Genomic DNA, 21,999 nt, shown 5'->3' on the forward strand with positions numbered 1-21,999 from the left:
TGCCAGGCATTAGCGGCTAAATCGGGACGACCTCTATTTTTTCAGAAGATAGCTTGATTACGCAAAAGCTGAATAGCACCCCCACTTCCAACAGCTTTACCCGAAGAAGGCGCGTTACTATCCGTAGAAATTGATTTTTTATTGCCTGTTGTCGGGCTGGCGACTGCATTGATCGTCAACGAACCCAAAACCATCGCACCTGCTAATGAAGAGGCTAATGTAATTCCTGTTATCCGTTTCATGCTTCAGACTCATCATTATTCTCTGGTGCGTTCTCTTCGGTGGCATGCTCAAGACGGCGTTGTTGCTGAATTCTAAGCAAGGTGCCGATGGGTACAGCCAACAAAAGGGCGATGAATAATGTTATCACAATCATTACTAACGGATGGTTACTAGCCCAGTAACCCATCCACAGCCACCAAGGCACAGAACCTCGCCAATAAAGAGGCCCAACTTGGAAACTGCGAATACCGTTAATAGTATTAAGGGCGAGATCGCCTTTGATCTGGCCATCGTTTTGTTTCTTATCAAAAGATAACACGAAATCGGGAAGCTTTGTCTGATCAAGGGCTAGCAACGCTACAGCATCATGACGGCTATCAAAGGGTGACCGCCAAGCCATTAAACCTTGAAATTGGGAAGAAGAGATAGTCGCGGCGACATCTTGATCAGGATAAGACGGGACCTCAGGCGAAGTCATGTGGAAAAATCGGCTAAAGAAACTGACAAAAGGTCTTTCTTTTAACGTCAAATGTTGCCCGTCCCAACGAACCGGCGCATTTTCCAATAAATTATTATTTTCAGAAAGCGCAGGGCCGCCGATTATCAAAACATCCTTACCCTTCAAGCGATCTGGATTAATTCCTTCCTGAACTGAGAGTCTGGTAACGGCGGCGCCGGTTGTGTTGCCAAAGCGTGCCATAATGCCCAGATAAGCCTGAATAGCGCCCATTGTCGGATGGTCTTCCATCAAGACGACACTGTCACCTAAATCAGGAACGCGGGTAAAGGGATAACCTGCCCCTGCAAATAAGGCTAAGCTAGGTAAACGGGCTAAATGATGGGCATTCATCAGGTTGATGGTGCTTATAGGATCAATCGAAGAGCGCACATTATTGGGCAATACCGCCTGACAACGCCCTTTATCGGCTAGCTGTAAGTCATAGAAGAAACTAAGATAGTTATTAGGTGCCATCATGTATCCGGGAATGGCCCGTTTCCCTTGGTTTCGGATGCCAACGGCACCATCACGCCCCAGTAAGCGATCAATCCATGTTTTTTGGCCGATAGGTAACGTAGAGACATATTGCGAATTAAGCGATATATCCAATCGTGAACGCTTCCTATCCAGCCAACTTCCATAAGGATAACGATAACTGACATTCATTCTTGGGCCTGACCATGGCCAAAAGAATAAATCGGGGGCTGCTTTGAAATTGACGTCTAACGGCCCCGGCATAATGCTGTTACCGATTAAATCTTGTGGTGACTGAACCAATTCTGCTAGTTTGATAGCTCGGTCAGTTCTTATCCATCGCGGCGCTTCATATTCTTTATAACTAGGGATTTTGATGTCATCGACGACTACACGTGCCCCTTCAAGCGCTGCACTTCTTGAAGCAAGAACCGCCGCCGCCTGTTTTAATTCTTCTCCATTCCGGCCCATAATGACCAGAATCAAGCTAGAAGGATCAGAAGGATTTTTAACAATCTCAATAGTCGGCCCACTGATATGATCATCACCAAGACCAGCAATCGGATTTTTGCCCGTTGTAAATAGAATCGCATTTCCCGTCGGAATGCTACCTGTCATCGGGACAAAAGAAGCGCCTCGAAAACCGCGAGAACTCCCGATCCATGAAGCCACATAACCTGCAGATTCAAGCATGTCTTCATCAGGCATGGAACTAAAAACAAAAGGTAACGAAAGTCTTCCTGTATCAAACCGGTCAAAGAAGGGCGCTGGTAACCTTTCGAGATTAGCCTCGATAGGCGTTTTAACCATAGCCAGATCAAGAAAAGAACGTTTATTGGAAATATTCATCCAAAGCGAACTATGGACAGGATCTTCGCACTCTCGAGTATAGTGACCAATAAAACGAAGATTAATGCGATTTTCACCGGGTAAGAAAAGGGCTGGTTCGACGGGTATGGTAATATCCAGTCCATTCGCATTTTCTCGCAAAAGCGGAATAGAGCGAACAACTTCGTTATTGACCAAAACAACCAAATGGCTGAGATCGCTTAACAAGGATGGTGAGTAACTTAAGCTTAGTTTTAAATTGGCACGGGCGACCGTCTCATCACTTCTAAGACCAAAGGGAATACCCATTTCCCCTAAAACACCCACCAAATGAATAGTCTGACCTATCCCCATATTTTCAAAGGAGATATGGCCTTGCTGTGCGGTAGAAGGCACGGCGATTGTAACTTCATCTGATGATAGGGTGGTTTTTGATGAGGAAACCGTTGTTTTGGCGGATGCCTGATGATTATAAAAACCGGCTACAGTTAAAAATATCAGGCCGGCCGCCGTTGCTTTTACAGTAGCCACTTTTTTAATAACCTCTTGCTTTATGGCGGCTTTTTTATCCACGCGTTTTTTTGGACGGTAGTGCAGCAAGCCAAAGATAATTTTTAGAATATGGCGCATAGAGGCTATGGTTGAGATTGGTTTTTCATCGGCTCCATAATTTAACCAAGCGTCAGCCTGCCCCATAAGAGCAGCCACAAGTTTTTTTTGAACATCAAGGGACAGTACTTCGAATTGTAATCGAACCAGAGAGCCGCTCTGATTGATTAATTTTACAGGTAAAGCGAAATCTCGGCCATCTAACGTCATCGTAACATCGGTTATTGGATGCTCTTTTAAGTCATATCCTTTCGGCAACGAAATCGCGAGTCCGCCTAAAGAGATGTTATCTGTAATACTATCCAGCACGCGCCCATTCTCAAAATAAAGAGAGATCGGAATATGGAAAGGAAAACGGACCGTGTTCCGAATTTGTCGGCTTTCATGCGCAACAGCGACCGAGGCCAAGAGAATAATTAAATTAAAACCCGCCCATGCCATATTTAAGAATAAAACAGAGGCTTGGATATGAAATATATTCGGAAAGAAAAGCTTTATTGAACCAACAATAAGACCCAGAAAAAGAAAGGCTGCTGTAATAAGATGAGGTCGAACAGACTGAACATCAAAATAATCATCTTCCATCCGTTCTCCCTTATCGGTTACATTGAATTTTCCTTTATCTGGATTAAAAAAGGTCACCAAGGTGGGTTTAATAAGATGGAAGGCTAAAAGGGTTTCATTGATTTCACCCCAAAAAGGTTGACGGCGGCCACTACTAAGCCGTTCATGTGCCCAAAGAGATAAAAATAGATGCGGTATGGCATACGCAAAAACCATCACGGCAGAAGCATGGATAATGCTGGAATTGAACAGCATGAAGGCCAAGGGAGAAATCAAAAATATGACCCGTGGCAAAGCAAATTGATAATGTAACAGCGCATTCATATAACAAAGACGCTGCGCTATCGTTAAACCACCACCAAATAGAGGATTATCAATTCTTAAAATTTGTGTCATGCCGCGCGCCCAACGCGCCCGTTGTTTGATATGGGCTAATAAAGTATCCGTAGCGAGACCAGCCGAAAGACGGATATTAATATAGGCTGTATCCCAACCCCGACGTTGAAGTCGAAGCGCTGTATGGGCATCTTCGGTTACCGTTTCACCTGAAAATCCGTTATTTTCGTTTAAGGCCTCGCGTCGCAGAATGGCACAGGAACCACAAAAAAATGTGGCATCCCAAAGATCATTACCGCATTGGACAGAACCATAAAATAATTCGTTATCGCCCGGTAATTCATCGCCACCGGGCACATTTCTTTGAACAGGATCAGGGGAATAAAAAAAGTGAGGTGTCTGGACCAAAGCAAGGTTAGGCTCTTTTTGAAGCCAACCTATGGTCATTTGCAAGAAGGCCCGTGTCGGAACATGATCACAATCAAAAATACAAACAAAATCGCCATCAGTCCGCTTTAAAGCAGCATTAAGATTACCGGCTTTAGCGTTGTGGTTATCGCTACGCGTTAAATAATGGCATCCGACATCCTGAGCAAAAATTCTGAATTCTTCACGATTACCGTCATCAAGCAAATATACTTTAAAACGATCAGGCGGATAATCCATCCCCATCGCAGCAAAAACGGTATTACGGACGATTTCCATACTTTCATTATACGTTGGAATTAAAACATCAACGGTGGGTAAATCCTTGTCAGGCCCTTTAATTTTTACGACAGGCCGCTTTAAAGGCCACAATATCTGAAAAAGGCCAAGAACTAAAATAATCCATGCATAAAGCTCTGCCATAAAAAGGACGCCACCAAAGATAGCATCCATAATATGCTCAAAACGGAGCGTCTGAGTTATGCGCCAGAAAATATAACGAGAGGAGGTTAAGGTTGAGAAGAGACAGATAACAACCGAGGCATAATGGGAAGGGCTACGATCTATTAAGAGGGTAGTGCCCATTAAAGACAAACCATAAACCCACTGGTAATCTAGGGGTAGCGGCACCGCGATGACAATAATAGCGGCTAGTATAATCAAGATAATCAAAGGCCATTGTAATGAAGAGGCCCAAGCCTGTTCTGTCAGTCGTTTCATTTCAGACTTATTAAGGCGGAATTTATGAAACATGGGCTGAGGCCTTAGGCTTAACCATTGTCTGCCTTCCAAGCATCAGAAGAATCTGTTGGGCGATACTGTCAAAATCATTTAAGGCGGCACTAGCAGGAGCGTAAATATTCAAACGTTCAAGTTTACCTAGCGCCTCATTAAGCGCTTCATCTCGGCGGATAGTACCGATTAAATTATCCTCGGCCATATCTTGAACAAACTGTGCCGCGGCTCTTTGAAAATCATAACGGGGTTCGACAGCATTTAAAATATAACAATGGGTTTTATCAAAAGCTTCGGGTAATAAAGCCATACATCCTGCATTGGGAGCCAGAATAGTTATTACTAAGGCTTGATTGTTCTCATTAAGCACCTCTAATAACTCTAGATTTTCAGTACCTAAATCAACCAAGATAAAACCATTATCTTCGTCTATTTCTTTAGAAAAACTTAATAATTCTTCAATGGAAGAGGCTGATAAAAGCGGGATATCTATATCAGCTATTGTGTCGACTTTTGCGGAATCAGAAGTATTTTCTTCTGTTCCCAAGTGAAAAGTTAAAGATTGTTGGCCTGTTAAGTCAGCAAGCGCTACTTGCTGTTCAAAGCGGGATAAAGCCATAGCCAGATTGGCTACGACTGTAGTGACCCCTACCCCTCCCTTGAATGAATGAAACAATACCAACATATAAAGTCTTTCTTAATAAAAATAGACAGTTTTTATAAAATACCCCTCGTGATATTTATTAGATATTTAAAATTTTCTGTCTTTTTGTAATAGTGATTAAGTAAAATTAAGGTTAATATTATGGATTTATAATCATTTCGGATTTTTCTAATGACTTGTTATGAGTAATCTTCCAAGAAATATATTGCGCAGCCTTTTCTAATAATGGCCAGTGATGCCATTCTGCCGCATTTCTGTTATCGTAAACACGATAAGGTAAATTATCTTGGTCAATATCTTTCAAGAGATTATCTACATCTTGAGGCAGAGCTTTTTTAGCGTGTGACATAAATTTCTCCTGAAATGAAAAATTTTACCTTCTATTTTTATCTGATTTAAAAAGACAATATCCGAGAAGCGTAAACTATAGGTTAAGAAAAAAAATAAGGACGCCGACTACTGTCGACGTCCTTTATTGAATTGAAAATCAGGATTTTAGAAAAAAACGCTTGATTAGTTTTTACCAACCCGATTGTCACGACGTTCCGCAATACGTGCAGCCTTACCTGTACGACCACGAAGATAATAAAGTTTTGCACGACGGACAACACCGCGACGGACAACTTCAATTGAATCAACATTGGGCGAATACAGTGGAAAAACGCGTTCTACGCCTTCACCAAAAGACATCTTACGAACCGTAAAAGAAGAACCGATAGCCTTATTTGAACGTGCGATGCAGACGCCTTCATAAAACTGAATACGGATACGTTCACCTTCAACAACGCGAACACCGATTTTTAAGGTATCACCCGCACGGAAATCTGGAATAGACTTTTTTTCCTGCAGTTTGGCGATCTGTTCTGCTTCCAGAGTCTGAATAAGATTCATTTTTCATTCCTGTCTTTTTTGCCACGCGCCAGAGGGCGACTGACCTGAACACTCCGATAGTGTTCCCAAAGATCTGGCCGCCTTAGCCTTGTATCGCGTTCTGACATAGCTTGCCGCCATGCTTTAATATGCGCGTGATTCCCAGATCGTAGCACTTCGGGAATCGATAACCCTTCCCATTCAACAGGACGGGTATATTGGGGATATTCCAGCAAGCCGGATTCAAAGCTTTCCTCATCCCCGCTTGTGGTTCCGCCCATTACGCCAGGTAACAATCGGATGCAAGCATCTAACAATGTAAAGGCCGCCGTTTCGCCACCGGACAAAATATAATCCCCAATGGAAATAGGCTCAATGGATCGGGCTTCGAACAGCCGTTCATCAATGCCTTCAAAACGACCGCAAAGAATGATAGCTCCGGGGCCGGAAGCTAGTTGTCTTACCTTAGACTGTGTCAAAGGATAGCCTCGTGGCGTCATAGCTAACACCGGAAGTTGTGGTTTTTGTTGACACGCATAATCCAGCGAACGCGCTAAAATATCAGCACGCATAACCATTCCGGCACCGCCACCTGAGGGGGTATCATCCACAGTATGATGACGGTCAGTAGCAAAATCACGGATAGGAATAGTATCCAGTGACCAGATACCTTCCTTTAAGGCTCTGCCGGCTAAACTATAGCCAAGGGGCCCAGGGAATATTTCGGGATAAAGCGTAAGAACGGACGCTGAGAAAGAGGGGGTCATTCAATAAAATCGGCGGCAATCACAAGATGATCATCTTGAAAAGTAACGGCTTGAGCAATCGGTACCATAAACCGTTTTTGATCCGCTTTTTCTATTTCAAGAATGTCGCCCGCACCATAATTTTCGACAGCGACGGAAATACCAATTTTATTACCCGTCTCATCAAGGCAAGGCAAATCAATTAAATCAACATGGTAATATTCATCAGCCGGTAAATCCGGTAAAGCCTTACGGGGTACTGTTAAAGCAGTTCCCCGTAAAGCTTCGGCCTGATTACGATCCGTTATTTCTAAAAAACGAACAACCCAACCTTTGGTATCAGGTCGTAATTTTTTCAGCGTTAACGATGACCCGTTCGCCTCAAATACACCATAGGCTTTAAATTGAGCCGTATCCTCGGTGAAAGGCTTTAGCCGCACCTCTCCTGTTACGCCATGGGCGCCTGTTACGACTGCAAGCGTAATGGGACGATCGGCGGCTATCATAAAATTAAGCCTCGGTTGCAGGCGCAGCTGCTTCTTCTGCTACAGCGGGTTCAGCAGGCGCTTCGCTGGCAGCCTTGGCAGCTTCAGCAGCATCAGCTGCTTTTTGAGCGCGTTCTTCAGCCCGTTCCTTAGCCTTTTCACCCGGTTCTGCTTTTTTCGGGTTATTACGAGCAGCGCGTTCTAACAGACCTGCTGCATCAAAGAAGCGAGCAACGCGATCGGTAGGTTGTGCCCCCACAGATAACCAATGACGAGCGCGGTCAAGGTCTACGATGACGCGATTTTCATCTTCTTTGGAAAGCTGAGGATTGTAGCTACCAATCTTTTCGATGAAAGAGCCATCGCGCGGGCTGCGAGAATTAGCAACAACGATACGATAATACGGACGGCGCTTAGCACCACCACGAGAAAGACGAATTGAAACGGCCATTATATTTTCCTTTCACCAAAAAACTAGAAATATTTGTTATTAAATTACTTACGGCCAAAGCCACCAAAACCGGGAGGAAGTCCCGGCATACCCCCCGCAGGCGGCATAGGCGGGCCACCCCCGTCCAAGCCACCCCCGCCCAGCATTTTCATCAAGCCTTTGATGCCACCCAGTTTCTTCAGACGTTTCATCGCTGAAGACATTTCCTGATGCATTTTTAAAAGCCGATTTATTTCCTGAACGGTTGTACCGGATCCTTTGGCAATACGAATTTTGCGTTTGGCATTGATGAGTTCCGGACGCGTTCTTTCCTTGGGCGTCATGGAATCAATCATGGCTTCCATTTTAATCAGAATCCGGTCATCAACCTGACCATTTGCCATCGCATTTTTGATCTGCTTGACACCGGGCAACATCGAGGCAAGTGCCCCGACCCCACCCATACGGCGCATTTGACCAAATTGTTTCTTGAGATCATTAAAATCGAAACGCCCTTTGGCCATTTTGGCTGCCAAGGCTTCTGCTTCGTCCTTTTCAATCGTTTCGCTGGCCTTTTCGACCAAGGAAACAATATCCCCCATACCAAGAATACGGTTCGCCACCCGATCAGGATGGAAAGGCGAAAGACCATCAAGCTTTTCACTGGTTCCGACAAATTTAATCGGCTTACCTGTGACTGCACGCATGGAAAGCGCTGCACCACCGCGGGCATCCCCATCCATACGCGTTAATATAACGCCGGTAAGATCTACCTGCTCTGAAAAACTACGGGCGACATTGACGGCATCTTGACCCGACAGCGCATCAACAACCAATAGAGTTTCAATAGGCTGAGTGCTGTCTGCAACAGCCTTCATTTCATCCATCAGCAACTGATCGACATGAAGCCGCCCAGCCGTATCCAGAATAACAACGTCATAGCCCTGTAATCGGGCAGCCGTTAACGCGCGTTTAGCAATTTCGACTGGTTGCTGACCTGAAACAATCGGTAAGGTGGGAACATTGGCTTGCGTTCCCAAGGTGGCCAATTGTTCTTGCGCTGCTGGACGATGGACATCCAAAGACGCCATTAAAACACGTTTGTTGTCTTTTTCGGTAAGCTTTTTGCCTAATTTGGCAGAAGTCGTCGTCTTACCTGAACCCTGTAAACCTACCATTAAAATGACAGCAGGCGGATTGACCGCAAGATTAAGATCACTTGCCTCGGCACCCAGCATCTCAATCAGCCCATCATGGACGATTTTAACGACTTGTTGGCCTGGTGTTACCGATTTTAAAACATTTTGACCAATAGCTTGTTCTGTAATTTTACTAACAAAATCACGAACAACCGGTAAGGCAACATCCGCTTCCAAAAGGGCAATACGCACTTCGCGCATTGCTTGGCGGACATCATCCTCGTTAAGGGCACCACGACCACGCAGCCGATCAAAGACTCCGCTTAAGCGCTCGCTAAGACTGCCGAACATCGCCATCCCTTCCCGTATAAGCCGTAATGATAAGATTACGACAAGCTATCAAACCGATCAGAAGAATATTTCCGATACCTTGTAAAAAACTATATTTTACACCTTAAAAACGCAAAATACGCCGGTGGGCGAAAACTCGCTGACCGACGTGCGACATAAGGCTTATAATACAGATGTCTATCACAAAATTTCTGTCCTTTTACGGAAGTAGTCACTCTTTGGCAAGCGATACTCTCTTTTCTGGAAAAAATTAATATAATACATTGATATAAAAAGATTTTAATTTCTAAGTGTATAGGATTTATCTTGAAATTTTTGCTATGAAACTTTGATTTTTAGATAGATTCTGTCTGAAAAATATTTATGGAATCCATTTGATCTTCTATCAGACCGATTTCCTCAAAAACAAAAATCAGCTAGAGAGCCGATATGACTTTCTCTTTCCATAAAATGCATGGGCTTGGTAATGATTTCATCATTCTGGATGCCCGAAAAACGCCTATCCAAATGAATGCTGCGCGCGCGCAGGCTTTAAGTAACCGTCATACGGGTATTGGCTGTGATCAGCTTATCATTATCGGTACTGGTGACGAACAAGCCGATGTTTCGATGCAAATATGGAATGCTGATGGTTCCGAAGTCGAGGCCTGCGGTAATGCTACCCGTTGTGTGCCTGTATTTATCGGGCATGACGTCATAATCCGTACAGCCGCCGGTTTGCTCGATGCGCGTTTAGCGGATGAGGGCGCCTGTGTTGATATGGGGCAACCCCGTTTTTCATGGCAGGAAATTCCTTTGGAATATGCTATGGATACGTTGGCTCTGCCGGTTGCATGGGGAAATTTAAAACAGCCCACGGCTGTGAACATAGGAAATCCACATCTGGTATTCGTTGTTGAGGATGTCGATGCTATTGATTTTGGTCAATTAGGGCCAATTATTGAATATGATCCGTTGTTTCCCGAAAGGATCAACGTCAATATCGTTATGGTGGTGGGTAAAAATCACCTGAAAATGCGCACATGGGAACGCGGTGCCGGTTTAACACGGGCTTGTGGAACGGGGGCTTGTGCGACTTTTGCTGTCACTAAAAAACGGGGTCTCGTTTCGGGTAAAACCTTGATTGACTTACCGGGGGGGCAGTTACTTTTAAATGATAATGAAAAAGGGCATATTATTATGCAAGGGCCTGCCCAATATGTCTTTAAGGGTGAAGCCGACTGGGCTAATTTTTCATGAGTAAACCTGATATTATTACCTTAGGATGTCGTCTTAATATTGCTGAGAGTGAATCTATAAGGCAGTCCTTGATTAATAAAGAGAGTAGTCAGGATCTTATTGTTATCAACAGCTGTGCTGTGACGTCTCGTGCTGTCGCACAAACGCGACAAGCTATTCGCCGTGCACGGCGGGAACGGCCTGATGCTCGTATTGTCGTAACGGGCTGTGCCGCGCAAATTGATCCCGAAATTTTTGCCAAAATGCCAGAAGTATCCCGTGTTATCGGGAATATCGAAAAGCATCAAATCCAATCCTTTGCTTTTTCTGATCAACAATCTGATGAAGATCGGGTGCAGGTCGCGGATATTAACAGTTTAAAAGAAACGGCCCCTCATCTCATTACCGCTTTCAGTGAGCATAGTCGCGCTTTTTTAGAAATTCAGAATGGCTGCGATCATAATTGTAGCTTTTGTATTATTCCGCAAGGACGAGGACGCAATCGTTCCGCTTCCCGTGAAGAAATTATCCGCTGTGCAGAACGCTTGGTAGAAGCGGGTCACCAAGAATTAGTTCTCACCGGCGTTGATCTTACGTCTTATGGGGATGATTTATCGGAACAAGATACACTCGCCCATTTGATCGACCATCTGTTAACACAGATAAAAGCGCTAAAACGGATAAGACTTTCCTCACTCGATCCTAATGGGGTGGATGATTATTTGTTCGAATTAATCACGGGGGATGAACGGATTATGCCGCATGTCCATCTGTCCCTACAAGCAGGGGATGACCTGATTTTAAAGCGGATGAGACGGCGACATACCCGTGCCCAATCAATAGAATTGGTTTCTCGTCTAAAGGCAAAACGGCCCCAAATTGTAATTGGCGCTGATTTAATCGCCGGCTTCCCGACAGAAGATGAGCAGATGGCAAAAAACTCTCTTCAATTGATTGAAGATTGTGATATCGTTTTCGGGCATATTTTTCCTTACTCACCTCGCCAAGGCACGCCTGCTGCCAGAATGCCCCAAGTCCATACGGCTTTTATCAAAGAACGTGCCGGGAAGTTACGGGAAGCGGCGGCCAAACAACAACAGCTTTGGCTACAAAGCTTGATAGGTAGTCATCAATCGGTGTTATTAGAAGGGGATGGCTATCGTGGCCATACGCCACAATTTGCGCCTATCCGCCTTGCTGAACCTGTTACAGAAGGCGGGATTGTTGAAATCGCTGTTACCAGCGCGGATAAAGATGGCCTGATCGGTAAAAAATTATGAGTGAAACGCCTTGGTATAAAAAAATCGGTTTGGGTCTGAAACGGACATCTGATCGGTTAAGTGAAAATCTATCGTCTATTGCGCTTAAAGCGGCGCTTGATAACGAAACCTTGGATAAAATTGAAGAAGCGTTGATTGCGTGTGACCTTGGCCCTGGTACAGCCGAGCGTATTCGCCACCGGCTTTCTAGTGAACGTTTTCCCCAAGGCATTACCGAAATTGAAGTTCGGGAAGTCGTCGCACAAGAAATAACAAAAATTTTGGCACCGGTTGCTAAACCTATCGAGATTGTCGCTTTTCCACGACCTCAGGTTATTTTAGTTATCGGTGTTAATGGTTCGGGAAAAACGACGACTATCGCCAAGCTTGCCCATTGGTTTCAGGAATTGGATTATGAAGTCATGTTGGTGGCAGGGGATACCTTCCGCGCGGCGGCTATCGGACAACTGACGGTATGGGCAGAAAGACTAGATGTCCCGATTATTAGCGGTGAGGAAGGCGCAGATGCTGCAAGTCTTGTTTTTAAAGGACTTAAAGAAGGAACCGCACAAGGTACAGATGCTTTAATAGTGGATACGGCAGGCCGCTTACAAAATAAAGTTGGATTGATGGATGAATTGGCCAAAATCCGAAAGGTGCTTGGACGTCTTAATCCCGCTGCTCCGCATGATGTCATTTTAGTCTTGGATGCGACGAATGGGCAAAATGCATTGTCACAAATCGAGGTTTTTAAAGAAATCGCGGGCGTCTCCGGCCTGATTATGACGAAACTGGATGGTACCGCGCGCGGGGGTATTATGGTAGCTGCCGCTGAAAAATATGGCTTACCTATTCATGCTATCGGTGTTGGTGAAAGTTTGGATGATTTACGACCCTTTGACCCCGAAGCAGTTGCTCGGGCTATTGTAGGATTACCGCATAATTAAAGCTGGTAGCAATAATAGCGCTCGACATCGGGACGATTTTTGTTATCACCCTCTTAAGCCAGAGGATCGGGCGGCCGCCGGTATGAAGTTTTCATGCGGGAGGAAAGTCCGGGCTCCAAGGAGTAACGGTGCCGGATAACATCCGGCGAGGGTGACCTTAGGGAAAGTGCCACAGAAAACGAACCGCCTTCTTACTTTTGTAATGGAGGTAAGGGTGAAAAGGTGCGGTAAGAGCGCACCGCATTTTCGGTAACGAAAATGGCAGGGTAAACCCCACCGGGAGCAAAACCGAATAGGGATGGCATATGGGCTGGCTCCGCCCCGTCATCCGGGTTGGTTGCTGAAAACCAGAAGTAATTCTGGTTTTAGATGAATGGTCGCCTATCCAGCTTGGCTGGTGGACAGAACCCGGCTTATAGATCCTCTGGCTAAGAGATTGACTCATTAAAGTATAAGTAATTATTTTGAGCGCATTCTTTTGTTTTATTTACTTATTTGCTTTTCTTTTAGAAAAAGAAGTATGTAACTCTTTCCCCCGAATTGTAGCGCTGTAAAAATTCGTTCTTTGGGGATTCGATTTTTGAAATTCTTACGCTGAGCGGATTATTATGGCTCGATATACAAAATCCCGTGACTGGGGCTTTCCTCGTTGGCGCGGTTATACCGATACTAATCATGCTGCCCAGAAGGTGCGGATGTGTGACCGTGAAGGTTGTACTCTTCCAGGCAATTTCCCAGCCCCGAAATCACCCAACAGCCCTGAACGTTGGTATTTCTGCGAAGAGCATGTCACCGAATATAACCGCGGTTGGGATTATTTTGCCGGCTTATCCAAAGAAGAAGCCGCCAAGCGACAGGCCGAAGAAAAAAGCCAATCGACGGGGTATGCCTATTCAAGTTACAGTTGGGAAGGATCAGCATCAGGCCGTTCAAACGAAGTTATTCAGGCTCTTAAAGTCTTAGAATTAGAAGTCGATGCCGATTTCGAAGCCATTAAAATACAATGGCGTCTTTTGGCTAAAAAATGGCATCCTGATCTTAATGGAGGTAATGAGGAAGCCGCTAAGCGCTTTCAGGCCATTCAGGCTGCTTTTGATTTATTGAGAAACAGAGAAGAACGGGGTAGCCTTTAAAAAAGGCACTTTAATAATAGAAAAATAGTTAATCCGTTGATTCTGGTAAAGGTTTTTTCTGGGCAATATCAGCCGCAATGCTTTGCGCTTGCTGATAGGTCAAAGGGACAGAAAAGGTTAATACATTGTCACTGATAGGACTTCCCAGAACAAGCTGACTAAGCATTTTACCTTTGAATCTAATCTCAATCATCTGACTAAAACCATTACCAGCCGTGGCATCTGTCAGTTTTTCAGTACCTTCACCGGTCAGTGTGAGCATAATAACCGGATTGCCTTTTAATTGCGGTAGGGCTCGGGCATCAATAATTTCTGTTGGATCAATTTTCACCTCTCCAATGTAAAAACCGTCATCCCTTCGAGATTTTTGCGTGGGGTGGCTGTTTTCTTCCATAGGTATCGGTACTGCCTGAGAAGCAACAGGCGGTGCTGATAAAAGCAAAAGGCTGGATAATATCACTGATAGCGCTCCGCTGTAGCACGGATAAGGGCAATCATATTGGGAATACCTTGAGTGCGATTAGAACTCAGCTGATTTTTAAGATCAAAGGGCGCTAATAAAGCTTCGATGTCGGTCTCGACGATAGCAGACGGCGCTTTATCTTGAACCGCTAATAGAACCAAGGCGATAATACCTTTTGTAATGGCCGCATTAGAGTCAGCCAGAAAATGAAGGGTTCCGTCTTCTTTTCGGGTCGGATAGACCCAGACCGATGCAGAACAACCTTTAACCTTGGTTGCCTCTGTTTTTAAAGCTTCGGGCATTTCTTCAAGTCGCCGCCCCAGATCAATAAGCAAACGATAACGGTCATCACTTTCAAGAAAGCTGTATTCTTCTTCTAAATCAGTAAGATTGGTCATAAGATGCATTTATTCAGTTAAGGAAAGATATATCTTTTATGGCAATAAATAGCATAAAATAGCAATATAAATTGGATTATTGTGATAAAATTATCAATGCTATGCCCTTTTACCCACAGTTGAATAAACCTTCTTTTTTTCTCGATTTGATAGGGTGATCGATAAGGCTTTTTTTTAATCAATTTAAACATGTATTTTTTGTGAGAAAAAAGCGACCCCGCTTAACAGAAACGCAATCAGGAAAAAGGATATTTTTAAACCGGCAAGATTAGCAATAAAACCGACTAAAATAGGACCTGCCAAAACGCCCATATATCCTACTGTTGTCACAGCTGAAATCGCAAGATGGCTGGGCATGATAGTTTGTCGTCCGGCCGTACTATAAACAATCGGAACGATATTGGCACATCCTAAACCAATAAGGGCATATCCGATGAAGGTCGCAGAAACGACAGGCATAAAAATCACAATCAGATAACCTACCATAGCCAAAAGGCTTCCTAAAAAAACTGTTCGCATACTACCCAGTTTTTCAATAATCTTATTACCGAATAATCGGCCACAGGTCATAAGTGTCGAGAAACAGGCATATCCCCATCCCGCCTGTTCAACGGATACTTTTCGGATTGAAGTCAGAAAAATACCTCCCCAATCAAGCACTGCGCCTTCTGCAAGAAAGGCCACGCAACACATACCGCTTAAAAGCCAGACCATGCCTTTTGGTATAGAAAAAAACGAGCCAGTATTGCCCTCGCCTTTAACAGGTAACAAAAATTTCCAAACTGCTGCTAACAGACAAAAAAGAACAACCGAGCATAAGATCGCCGCCGCCAAAGGCGGAAATGCCTTTGAAAAAATGAGAGCCATGCCGCCCGCCCCTGCCGCGCCACCAATACTATACAAAGCATGGAACCCTGAAAGAATAGGGCGTTTAGCGCGTTTTTCGACAATAATAGCATGGATATTCATGCCGGCATCAACGGCACCAACAGCAGCACCCACAATTAATAAGCTTAAACCTAGCAAGACAGGAGAGGATAAGGTTGCAATAAAAGGTAGGATAACCACAGTAACAATAACACCGAGAGTGATAACCAAACGGCATCCAAAACGCGCAACCATGCTACCTGCCATGGGTAGCGAAAGAATGGCCCCCAAGCCTAAACATAACAAAAGATAGCCCAATTGCCCGTCTGAAATAGCGGCGTGCTTTTTGACAAAAGGGATTAAGGCCCCCCATATTGAAATTGCGCTTCCAAGAAGAAAAAACATTGTTGCCGTCGCGATTCTCTCGCTTTTCATGGCAAATCCTTAAAAATATTTTTTGTTTTTATTTTTAAAATTTAAAAATATAAAGATTAAATAAATCAAGATCTTAGAAAAATAAAATGGACTATTAATTTTATTTTACTTTAGAATCCTACCTCTAGTTCAATGCGTCAATTTCCCGATCCAAGGCAATAGTACGATGATTATCAGTCGTAATTCTTTCTAGGACAGCAACACGCTCTTTTAAGGTTGTAATCTCTTTTTGCATCTCTTTAAGAGAAGGGTCCTCCGATATGTCTCCAAGTCGGCTAGTATGACGAGAACGGGATTTAATAATACTTCCGGTAATGGCGAGCGCTACAATAATAATGATCATCAGATGAGATGAAATCATCCTACTATCCTTATTTTAAAGGAAAAATTTAAGAGAATATATTCTATGATATTTTAGCGGAGATTATCAATTTCCTTCGCCAACCGTCTATCTTGACTGGTGATATAGGTTTCGACTTTCGCTAGCCGATGATTCATATCGCGAAAGCGACCCTTCACACTGCGCAAACTAACACGGGGTTTAGTCCTGACCCCCTGCCAAAAACGGGTTTCATCGCCATCCATCTCCGATAACTCGAAGGGCTTATTTTCACTAAGCCATGCTGTGACAAAATAGGCGATAACCGTCCATGGAAAGCCCCCTATTAGGGTGGCAACGACGGTTAAAATCCGAACAACCGTAACATCAAGTCCAGTATAATCAGCGATACCCGCGCAAACCCCTAATATTTTCCCATGATATTTATCACGATAGAATTTTGTGCGTCGAAAAGACATTTTCTTCCCCTGTTTTAGAAAATAATCGGCATATTTAGTCATTTTTCGTTAAAAATTGGTCTAGAAAGATCTTTTTCAAAAGGGGGAACCTGTACCCCTGACTGTGGATTTTCTGCTGCGATAATGCGTTCAATTGTCTGTAAGCGTTCTTCCAGTTTACAGGCACTTTCATATAATTCTTCTATTAATTGCTCGTCGGCAGCACTGATGCCAGATGATTTTTTCCATTGGGTAATATAATGTAAAAATAACCACGGTATGCCGATAAACAACATAAAGCATACCCCGATTGGAACGATGATGGATTCCATTTAATTACCCCCTTTTATGTTGAAGTCGGTCCTTTAATTCGGACAGTTCTTTTTCAACTTTATCATCACCTTGTAAGCTTGCTATTTCTTCTTCCAGTGACAAACTACGGATACCCGCGGCTTCTGCTCGACCTTCTGCATGATCGACCCGTCTTTCAAGGGTCTCGAAGCGCGCGAAAGCCTCTTCTGTGTGCGAACCATTATAAAGCTCCCGCATTTTTAAACGATGTTTGGCACCCGTATATCGGGTAGCCAATACTGATTGACGACTACGCGCTTCATTCAGCTTGTTTTGAAGCTTGGTAATATCATCTTCCGACGCTTTGAGCGTCTCATTAAGGCTCGATTCTTCTTCAGCGAGATCTCGGATAAGATCGCCCGCTTTGTGTCTTTCGACCAAGGCCGCTTTCGCAAGGTCCTCTCGCCCTTTATTTAAAGCAATTTCTGCCTTTTCTAGCCAATTAACTTCAATCTTTTTTAAGCGATTGATCTGCCGTTGAATTTCTTTTTGGTCTGCAATCGTTTTTGCAGCAGAAGCCCTGACTTCAATAAGGGTTTCTTCCATTTCCAAAATGATCATTCGGATCATTTTTTCGGGGTCTTCCGAGCGATTTAAAATGTCCATAACATTGGCAGCAACAATATCACGCGTTCTGGAAAATATGCCCATTTCTAATCCTTATCTTTTTTCGTATTGCGTTTCATTCAGGGTTAATTGTTCTGTTTCAAGGCGTGAAGCAAAAGCCCGATTTTGTTCTGTATCCTGCTGAATTATTCGGCTATTTACATCTGCTAATTCTTGCGTATCTGCATCAAAAAGCACTTTAATATGAATTTTTTGCGCTGCCTTATGAAGGCTATCGGGTAAAGGGGGATAGTACAGCGTAGCCGCTACCCGCATCGCTTCTTTATCTAAAACAAGTTTACCCGCTGACTGCACCATATGAATATCGGAAGGATGGCCTTTTTTATCAATGGTCAGGCCAATGACGCTTACGCGTAAACCATCATTAGCCTGATCATTCACCGTTTCATGAATGGTCGCATTAAGGTTATAACTTACGGTTTGTTGCCATTTTTCAAGGTCATGGGCGGGTGTGAAGGCAAAAGCGGGCTTCGCTAATATGATAACAATAGCATAAGCAAAGCCTATCCTTTTTACTCTATTTTTAGAGCGGCAGCAAAAGCTTTTGAGAGAAGGCATTTTAGAGATCCTTGATATATATCCTTAATATCCCAAGCTCTGCATCAGCTATGCCAAATTTATTTTATCTTTTTCAATCAATAACTTATTATAAAAATGCAAAAATTTTAAAAAAGCATAATAGTATTTATTGCTATTTATTGGTCAAATTTCCTAATATTTAGGTATGAATAAAAATGTTTTCGTTATAGGGCAATCAGCGGCCTTTTTGGATGCGGTAGAACAAGCCAGTCGGGCAGCCGGATTAAATCGTTCTGTCTTGGTAATTGGTGAAAGAGGTACCGGAAAAGAATTGATTGCAGAACGGTTACATCGGCTCTCTTCGCGCTGGTCTGCCCCTCTCGTCACGATTAATTGCGCTGCTTTGCCTGAAAATCTAATCGAAGCGGAATTATTTGGTTATGAAATAGGCGCTTTTACGGGTGCTACTCGTGCCAAGGCTGGTCGCTTTGAGCAGGCCGATAGCGGCACTCTTTTTTTGGATGAACTCGCAACTCTCTCTCTATCGGCACAGGAGCGCTTGTTGCGCGCTGTCGAATATGGAGAAATAAGCCGTATTGGGGCCAGCCGTTCTATTCATGTTGATGTACGCATTGTAGCCGCAACGAACGAAGATTTACCTTCCTTAGCGGAAACAGGTCGCTTCCGTGCTGATTTATTGGATCGTCTTTCTTTTGAAGTGATAACCTTGCCCCCTTTACGGGCACGGAAAGAAGACATTCACTTGCTAGCCGATCATTTTGGCCGCCGTATGGCCTCAGAATTAGAGTGGCAGCAATGGTTAGGCTTTTCCAAGAAAGCGACTGAAATTCTAACCAGCTATAACTGGCCCGGAAATATACGCGAATTACGGAACGTCATTGAACGTAGTCTTTATCGATGGAATGATGAAAATCGACCTGTCGATACTATTATCCTTGATCCTTTTGCCTCTCCTTGGCGGCCTCATCACATCAAAAAATTGCAAACTGACATAGTCAAAGAAAATCCGGTGAGCCCTTCTCAACAGGCATCTTCACCCCTAACACAATTGTCTTTTTCATCTGAATGTTCAGATCTACGGACGGCTTGCCAAGCTTACGAATGTCATCTTTTGGAAAAAGCGTTGCAACAACATCATTACAATCAGCGCGCTACGGCGCAGGCTCTACAATTAAGCTATGATCAACTCCGACATCTTTTAAAACGGCATAATTTACTTTCCAAGGAAAGGGACCTTTCTAAAGAGAAACCCAATAAAGATAAAAGATAATCAATTACTGTTATTGAAAAAGAGAATACCCGTTTTGAAAATTTTAGTTTCCTAAAATCAAATATATAACTATCTGAATTATAATAATTTTTAACAAAGCAAAGCTTACTCTTTGTTCTTATTGAGAACGTCTTTCATTATGTGAAAAATGGTAACTTTTTAGCAGTTGATGCGTTCTCTAAACAAAAGGTTTTCGCGCCAGCCTATCGATTTAGGAGATAATATTATGGCTTTTTCTTTACCTAATTTGCCCTTCGGCCCCAAAGATCTTGATCCTTATATGTCAGCTGAAACGCTGGAATATCATCATGGAAAACATCACAAGGCCTATATCGATAAAACTAACAGCTGGATTGAAGAAAAAAAGCTTGAAGGCTTAACCCTTGTTGAGGTTATTAAAAAAGCCGTCGATACAAAAGACAAAGGCTTATTCAATAACGCAGCGCAGGCTTGGAATCATAATTTCTTCTGGTTATGCCTTGCAAAAGCCGGTCAAAAACCCAGTGGGAAACTGGCCTCTTTAATTGAAGAAAGTTTTGGTTCTACTGAAAGCCTGTTAGAAAAATTGGCAGCAGAAGCCGTCGGGCATTTTGGTAGTGGTTGGGCTTGGTTAGTTCTCGAAAATGGAAAACTGGCCATTACTTCTTATCATGATGGTGATACTCCCGTAGCGCATGGAACGGTTAAGCCTCTGCTGACACTGGATGTCTGGGAACATGCTTATTATATCGATTATCGGAATGCGCGTCCCAAATACGCAAAGGAAGTCCTTTCCAGTATTATTAATTGGGAATTCGTCGCGAAAAACCTTGATGGTGAAGGCGTCAGTCGAGGCGATTTAAAACAAGGTTGATTAAAAAATTAAAATAGCCGTAACTTATGCCGGTCTGATTTCAGGCCGGCATTTTTTAATTTTAACGTGGAAAATTAGATAATTCGATGCCTACCGATTGGCAATCTGAATAAGCATCCGGTTTACGAGTAAGGACACGAATATACCGAACATGGGCTCTCGCTGCGATTAAAGCATAGATTTCCTGAGCTAAAGTTTCTTGTAAATTAAAGCGACGGTTTTTGACCAAATCTAATAATGTTTGGTGAATATAGTCATAATTCCAAAAATTATTTTGGATACTATCACTATCAGGTAAAGCCACTTTATCGAGTTCTATATCAATAGTGACAAGAATACGCTGTGATTTATCAAGCTCGTGATGGTGAAAGCCAATTCCTGCCATCAAGGTTAGATCTTCGATATGCAGTCTATAGCTTTTCGGTGATAAATAATCCGGAATAAGGCCGCGTGCGGCTTTGGGATTAAAGATAGTGTCGCTCATAATAACCTCAAAATTTTCAGGCAATTTTGTAATCATGGAGATCATCAAAATTATTTGATGCCATCATAGCGCGTGCATGAAATCAGGTGAAGTCATCCTGTCAAAGGCTAATACGTGCCGAGACCAAAAGGCCAAAATAAAAGAGAGATGGCACGATATATTAGTCTATTTTTAGGGTAGATAATGTTATTTAAAAAGGCTTTCCCCCAATGTGATTAAAAATTAGGCAATGCAAGAAAGCGCCCTAAAAATAAGGAGTTTTTGGGCTTTTCCCCAATCTTATCCACAGGGTAATGCCTTCTTCTGGGGATAAATATTTAGAATAAAGGCGTTTAAATTACTCTAAAATTTTTTCTTTATAGGAAGAGAATCGTTCCGAAATAAAAAAAAGCCTTTTACAAGCACGGCTTGTAAGGAAAAAATCTATTTTCCTTGTATGAGATAAGGCCAATTAAAGAGTGACAACGCTTATTCCTTTAACTGATATTAATGCACAAGCGATTGAGGACTTGTTGGACATCGGATTTGGTAAAGACCGCCGAAGCCGAACCGCTTATCGCTTGCGAGAAGGGGTAAGCGCTATTCCTGAACTATCTTTTGCTGCCGTTCAAGGGACAACGCTTCAAGGCATCATTCAATGCTGGCCTGTCCGTCTTTCTTGTCTGAATGGTCAAAAATTACCGATGATCTTATTAGGGCCTGTCGCAGTTCATCCTAGTTATCAGGGGCAAAAATTAGGACAAAAGTTAGTTCAGCATAGCTTAGACATTGCCGATAGCAGTGAGATCAGAGGTAGCGATGCGATTATGCTCATCGGGGACCCCGAATATTATGATCGTTTTTTCGGTTTTTCTGCTGATGAAACAAAAGGATGGCGTTTGCCGGGGCCTGTCGAACAACGGCGGTTACTAGCACGGTTAACGTCCCCCCGTCTCCAAAATCGTGCCGGTATTGTAGAACCGGATGTATTGATTCTATCTTCAAAAAAGGCCTGATTTT

At 43.4% G+C, this 21,999-nt stretch carries 25 protein-coding genes and 1 other RNA gene; 8 read left to right on the forward strand and 18 right to left on the reverse strand.

Translation table 11 applies throughout. The annotated features are described in order from the left end of the window. Window positions 1-41 precede the first annotated feature (41 nt). The 9 genes from ZYMOP_RS09515 to ffh form a co-directional block, all read right to left on the reverse strand. Window positions 42-242: a hypothetical protein gene (locus ZYMOP_RS09515; RefSeq protein WP_013933508.1), complete on the reverse strand. Its 201-nt coding sequence runs from the start codon at window positions 240-242 to the stop codon at window positions 42-44. Next, window positions 239-4,711 (reverse strand): UDP-forming cellulose synthase catalytic subunit, encoded by a 4,473-nt coding sequence (bcsA, locus tag ZYMOP_RS09520; protein WP_013933509.1) that lies wholly within the window; start codon window positions 4,709-4,711, stop codon window positions 239-241. Before bcsA ends, ZYMOP_RS09515 begins: the two co-directional genes overlap by 4 nt. Then, complete coding sequence (locus ZYMOP_RS01060) at window positions 4,701-5,378, reverse strand: ParA family protein (RefSeq protein WP_013933510.1); 678 nt, start codon at window positions 5,376-5,378, stop codon at window positions 4,701-4,703. Before ZYMOP_RS01060 ends, bcsA begins: the two co-directional genes overlap by 11 nt. Before the next feature lie 118 nt (window positions 5,379-5,496). Continuing rightward, on the reverse strand, window positions 5,497-5,706 hold the full coding sequence (locus ZYMOP_RS01065) for a hypothetical protein (RefSeq protein ID WP_013933511.1): 210 nt from the start codon (window positions 5,704-5,706) through the stop codon (window positions 5,497-5,499). Window positions 5,707-5,870: 164 nt separating this feature from the next. Then, on the reverse strand, window positions 5,871-6,248 hold the full coding sequence (gene rplS / locus ZYMOP_RS01070) for a 50S ribosomal protein L19 (RefSeq protein WP_013933512.1): 378 nt from the start codon (window positions 6,246-6,248) through the stop codon (window positions 5,871-5,873). Further along, the gene (gene trmD, locus ZYMOP_RS01075) at window positions 6,245-6,994 is read right to left on the reverse strand and encodes a tRNA (guanosine(37)-N1)-methyltransferase TrmD (protein WP_013933513.1); all 750 of its coding nucleotides are present in this window, start codon (window positions 6,992-6,994) and stop codon (window positions 6,245-6,247) included. Before trmD ends, rplS begins: the two co-directional genes overlap by 4 nt. After that, on the reverse strand, window positions 6,991-7,479 hold the full coding sequence (gene rimM, locus ZYMOP_RS01080; protein WP_013933514.1) for a ribosome maturation factor RimM: 489 nt from the start codon (window positions 7,477-7,479) through the stop codon (window positions 6,991-6,993). Before rimM ends, trmD begins: the two co-directional genes overlap by 4 nt. A 4-nt stretch (window positions 7,480-7,483) precedes the next feature. Further along, entirely contained in the window at window positions 7,484-7,909 is a 426-nt protein-coding gene (gene rpsP / locus ZYMOP_RS01085) for a 30S ribosomal protein S16 (protein WP_013933515.1), read from the reverse strand. Window positions 7,910-7,953: 44 nt separating this feature from the next. Continuing rightward, window positions 7,954-9,378, reverse strand: a complete 1,425-nt coding sequence (ffh, locus tag ZYMOP_RS01090) for a signal recognition particle protein (protein WP_013933516.1) — start codon at window positions 9,376-9,378, stop codon at window positions 7,954-7,956. Between the two features lie 429 nt (window positions 9,379-9,807). Between ffh and dapF the strand changes: the two genes are divergently transcribed. The 5 genes from dapF to ZYMOP_RS01110 all read left to right on the forward strand — a co-directional run bounded on the left by dapF (window position 9,808) and on the right by ZYMOP_RS01110 (window position 13,935). Then, entirely contained in the window at window positions 9,808-10,617 is an 810-nt protein-coding gene (dapF, locus tag ZYMOP_RS01095) for a diaminopimelate epimerase (protein ID WP_013933517.1), read from the forward strand. After that, window positions 10,614-11,876 carry a tRNA (N(6)-L-threonylcarbamoyladenosine(37)-C(2))-methylthiotransferase MtaB gene (mtaB, locus tag ZYMOP_RS01100; protein ID WP_013933518.1) on the forward strand — a complete coding sequence of 421 codons (1,263 nt, stop codon included), beginning with the start codon at window positions 10,614-10,616 and terminating at the stop codon, window positions 11,874-11,876. The genes dapF and mtaB overlap by 4 nt, the downstream gene beginning before the upstream one ends. Continuing rightward, window positions 11,873-12,802, forward strand: a complete 930-nt coding sequence (gene ftsY / locus ZYMOP_RS01105) for a signal recognition particle-docking protein FtsY (RefSeq protein WP_013933519.1) — start codon at window positions 11,873-11,875, stop codon at window positions 12,800-12,802. The genes mtaB and ftsY overlap by 4 nt, the downstream gene beginning before the upstream one ends. 58 nt (window positions 12,803-12,860) lie before the next feature. Continuing rightward, an RNA gene (gene rnpB, locus ZYMOP_RS09255) (RNase P RNA component class A) lies at window positions 12,861-13,234 on the forward strand. Between the two features lie 176 nt (window positions 13,235-13,410). Next, on the forward strand, window positions 13,411-13,935 hold the full coding sequence (locus ZYMOP_RS01110) for a J domain-containing protein (protein ID WP_013933520.1): 525 nt from the start codon (window positions 13,411-13,413) through the stop codon (window positions 13,933-13,935). 28 nt (window positions 13,936-13,963) lie between these two features. Here ZYMOP_RS01110 and ZYMOP_RS01115 read toward each other — a convergent pair whose 3' ends face one another. The 8 genes from ZYMOP_RS01115 to ZYMOP_RS01150 form a co-directional block, all read right to left on the reverse strand. After that, complete coding sequence (locus ZYMOP_RS01115) at window positions 13,964-14,395, reverse strand: hypothetical protein (RefSeq protein ID WP_013933521.1); 432 nt, start codon at window positions 14,393-14,395, stop codon at window positions 13,964-13,966. Continuing rightward, window positions 14,392-14,796, reverse strand: coding sequence for a SufE family protein (locus ZYMOP_RS01120; RefSeq protein WP_158498487.1), 405 nt, complete (start codon window positions 14,794-14,796; stop codon window positions 14,392-14,394). Before ZYMOP_RS01120 ends, ZYMOP_RS01115 begins: the two co-directional genes overlap by 4 nt. A 183-nt stretch (window positions 14,797-14,979) precedes the next feature. Beyond that, a complete protein-coding gene (locus ZYMOP_RS01125; protein WP_013933523.1) occupies window positions 14,980-16,098 on the reverse strand; it encodes an MFS transporter in 1,119 nt (372 codons plus the stop codon). Between the two features lie 124 nt (window positions 16,099-16,222). Beyond that, window positions 16,223-16,459 carry a hypothetical protein gene (locus ZYMOP_RS01130; protein ID WP_013933524.1) on the reverse strand — a complete coding sequence of 79 codons (237 nt, stop codon included), beginning with the start codon at window positions 16,457-16,459 and terminating at the stop codon, window positions 16,223-16,225. A gap of 53 nt (window positions 16,460-16,512) precedes the next feature. Further along, entirely contained in the window at window positions 16,513-16,896 is a 384-nt protein-coding gene (gene pspC, locus ZYMOP_RS01135) for an envelope stress response membrane protein PspC (protein WP_013933525.1), read from the reverse strand. A 38-nt stretch (window positions 16,897-16,934) separates the two neighbouring features. After that, window positions 16,935-17,207 carry an envelope stress response membrane protein PspB gene (gene pspB, locus ZYMOP_RS01140; RefSeq protein ID WP_013933526.1) on the reverse strand — a complete coding sequence of 91 codons (273 nt, stop codon included), beginning with the start codon at window positions 17,205-17,207 and terminating at the stop codon, window positions 16,935-16,937. Window positions 17,208-17,211: 4 nt separating this feature from the next. After that, window positions 17,212-17,877 (reverse strand): phage shock protein PspA, encoded by a 666-nt coding sequence (pspA, locus tag ZYMOP_RS01145; RefSeq protein WP_013933527.1) that lies wholly within the window; start codon window positions 17,875-17,877, stop codon window positions 17,212-17,214. Between the two features lie 9 nt (window positions 17,878-17,886). Continuing rightward, window positions 17,887-18,411, reverse strand: coding sequence for an energy transducer TonB (locus ZYMOP_RS01150; protein ID WP_013933528.1), 525 nt, complete (start codon window positions 18,409-18,411; stop codon window positions 17,887-17,889). A 166-nt stretch (window positions 18,412-18,577) separates the two neighbouring features. Here ZYMOP_RS01150 and pspF point away from each other — a divergent pair, with 166 nt between their 5' ends. Both pspF and ZYMOP_RS01160 read left to right on the forward strand, forming a co-directional pair. After that, on the forward strand, window positions 18,578-19,663 hold the full coding sequence (pspF, locus tag ZYMOP_RS01155; protein WP_013933529.1) for a phage shock protein operon transcriptional activator: 1,086 nt from the start codon (window positions 18,578-18,580) through the stop codon (window positions 19,661-19,663). A gap of 226 nt (window positions 19,664-19,889) precedes the next feature. Then, window positions 19,890-20,516, forward strand: a complete 627-nt coding sequence (locus tag ZYMOP_RS01160; protein ID WP_013933530.1) for a superoxide dismutase — start codon at window positions 19,890-19,892, stop codon at window positions 20,514-20,516. Window positions 20,517-20,577: 61 nt separating this feature from the next. Here the strand turns inward: ZYMOP_RS01160 and ZYMOP_RS01165 are convergent, their stop codons facing one another. Then, complete coding sequence (locus ZYMOP_RS01165) at window positions 20,578-21,045, reverse strand: dihydroneopterin aldolase (protein ID WP_252507429.1); 468 nt, start codon at window positions 21,043-21,045, stop codon at window positions 20,578-20,580. A 413-nt stretch (window positions 21,046-21,458) separates the two neighbouring features. On the opposite strand from ZYMOP_RS01165, the gene ZYMOP_RS01170 reads away from it, so the two are divergent. After that, window positions 21,459-21,995, forward strand: coding sequence for a GNAT family N-acetyltransferase (locus ZYMOP_RS01170; protein WP_013933532.1), 537 nt, complete (start codon window positions 21,459-21,461; stop codon window positions 21,993-21,995). Window positions 21,996-21,999: the final 4 nt, after the last annotated feature.

The sequence above is a fragment of the Zymomonas mobilis subsp. pomaceae ATCC 29192 genome (assembly GCF_000218875.1).
Lineage (GTDB): Bacteria > Pseudomonadota > Alphaproteobacteria > Sphingomonadales > Sphingomonadaceae > Zymomonas > Zymomonas pomaceae.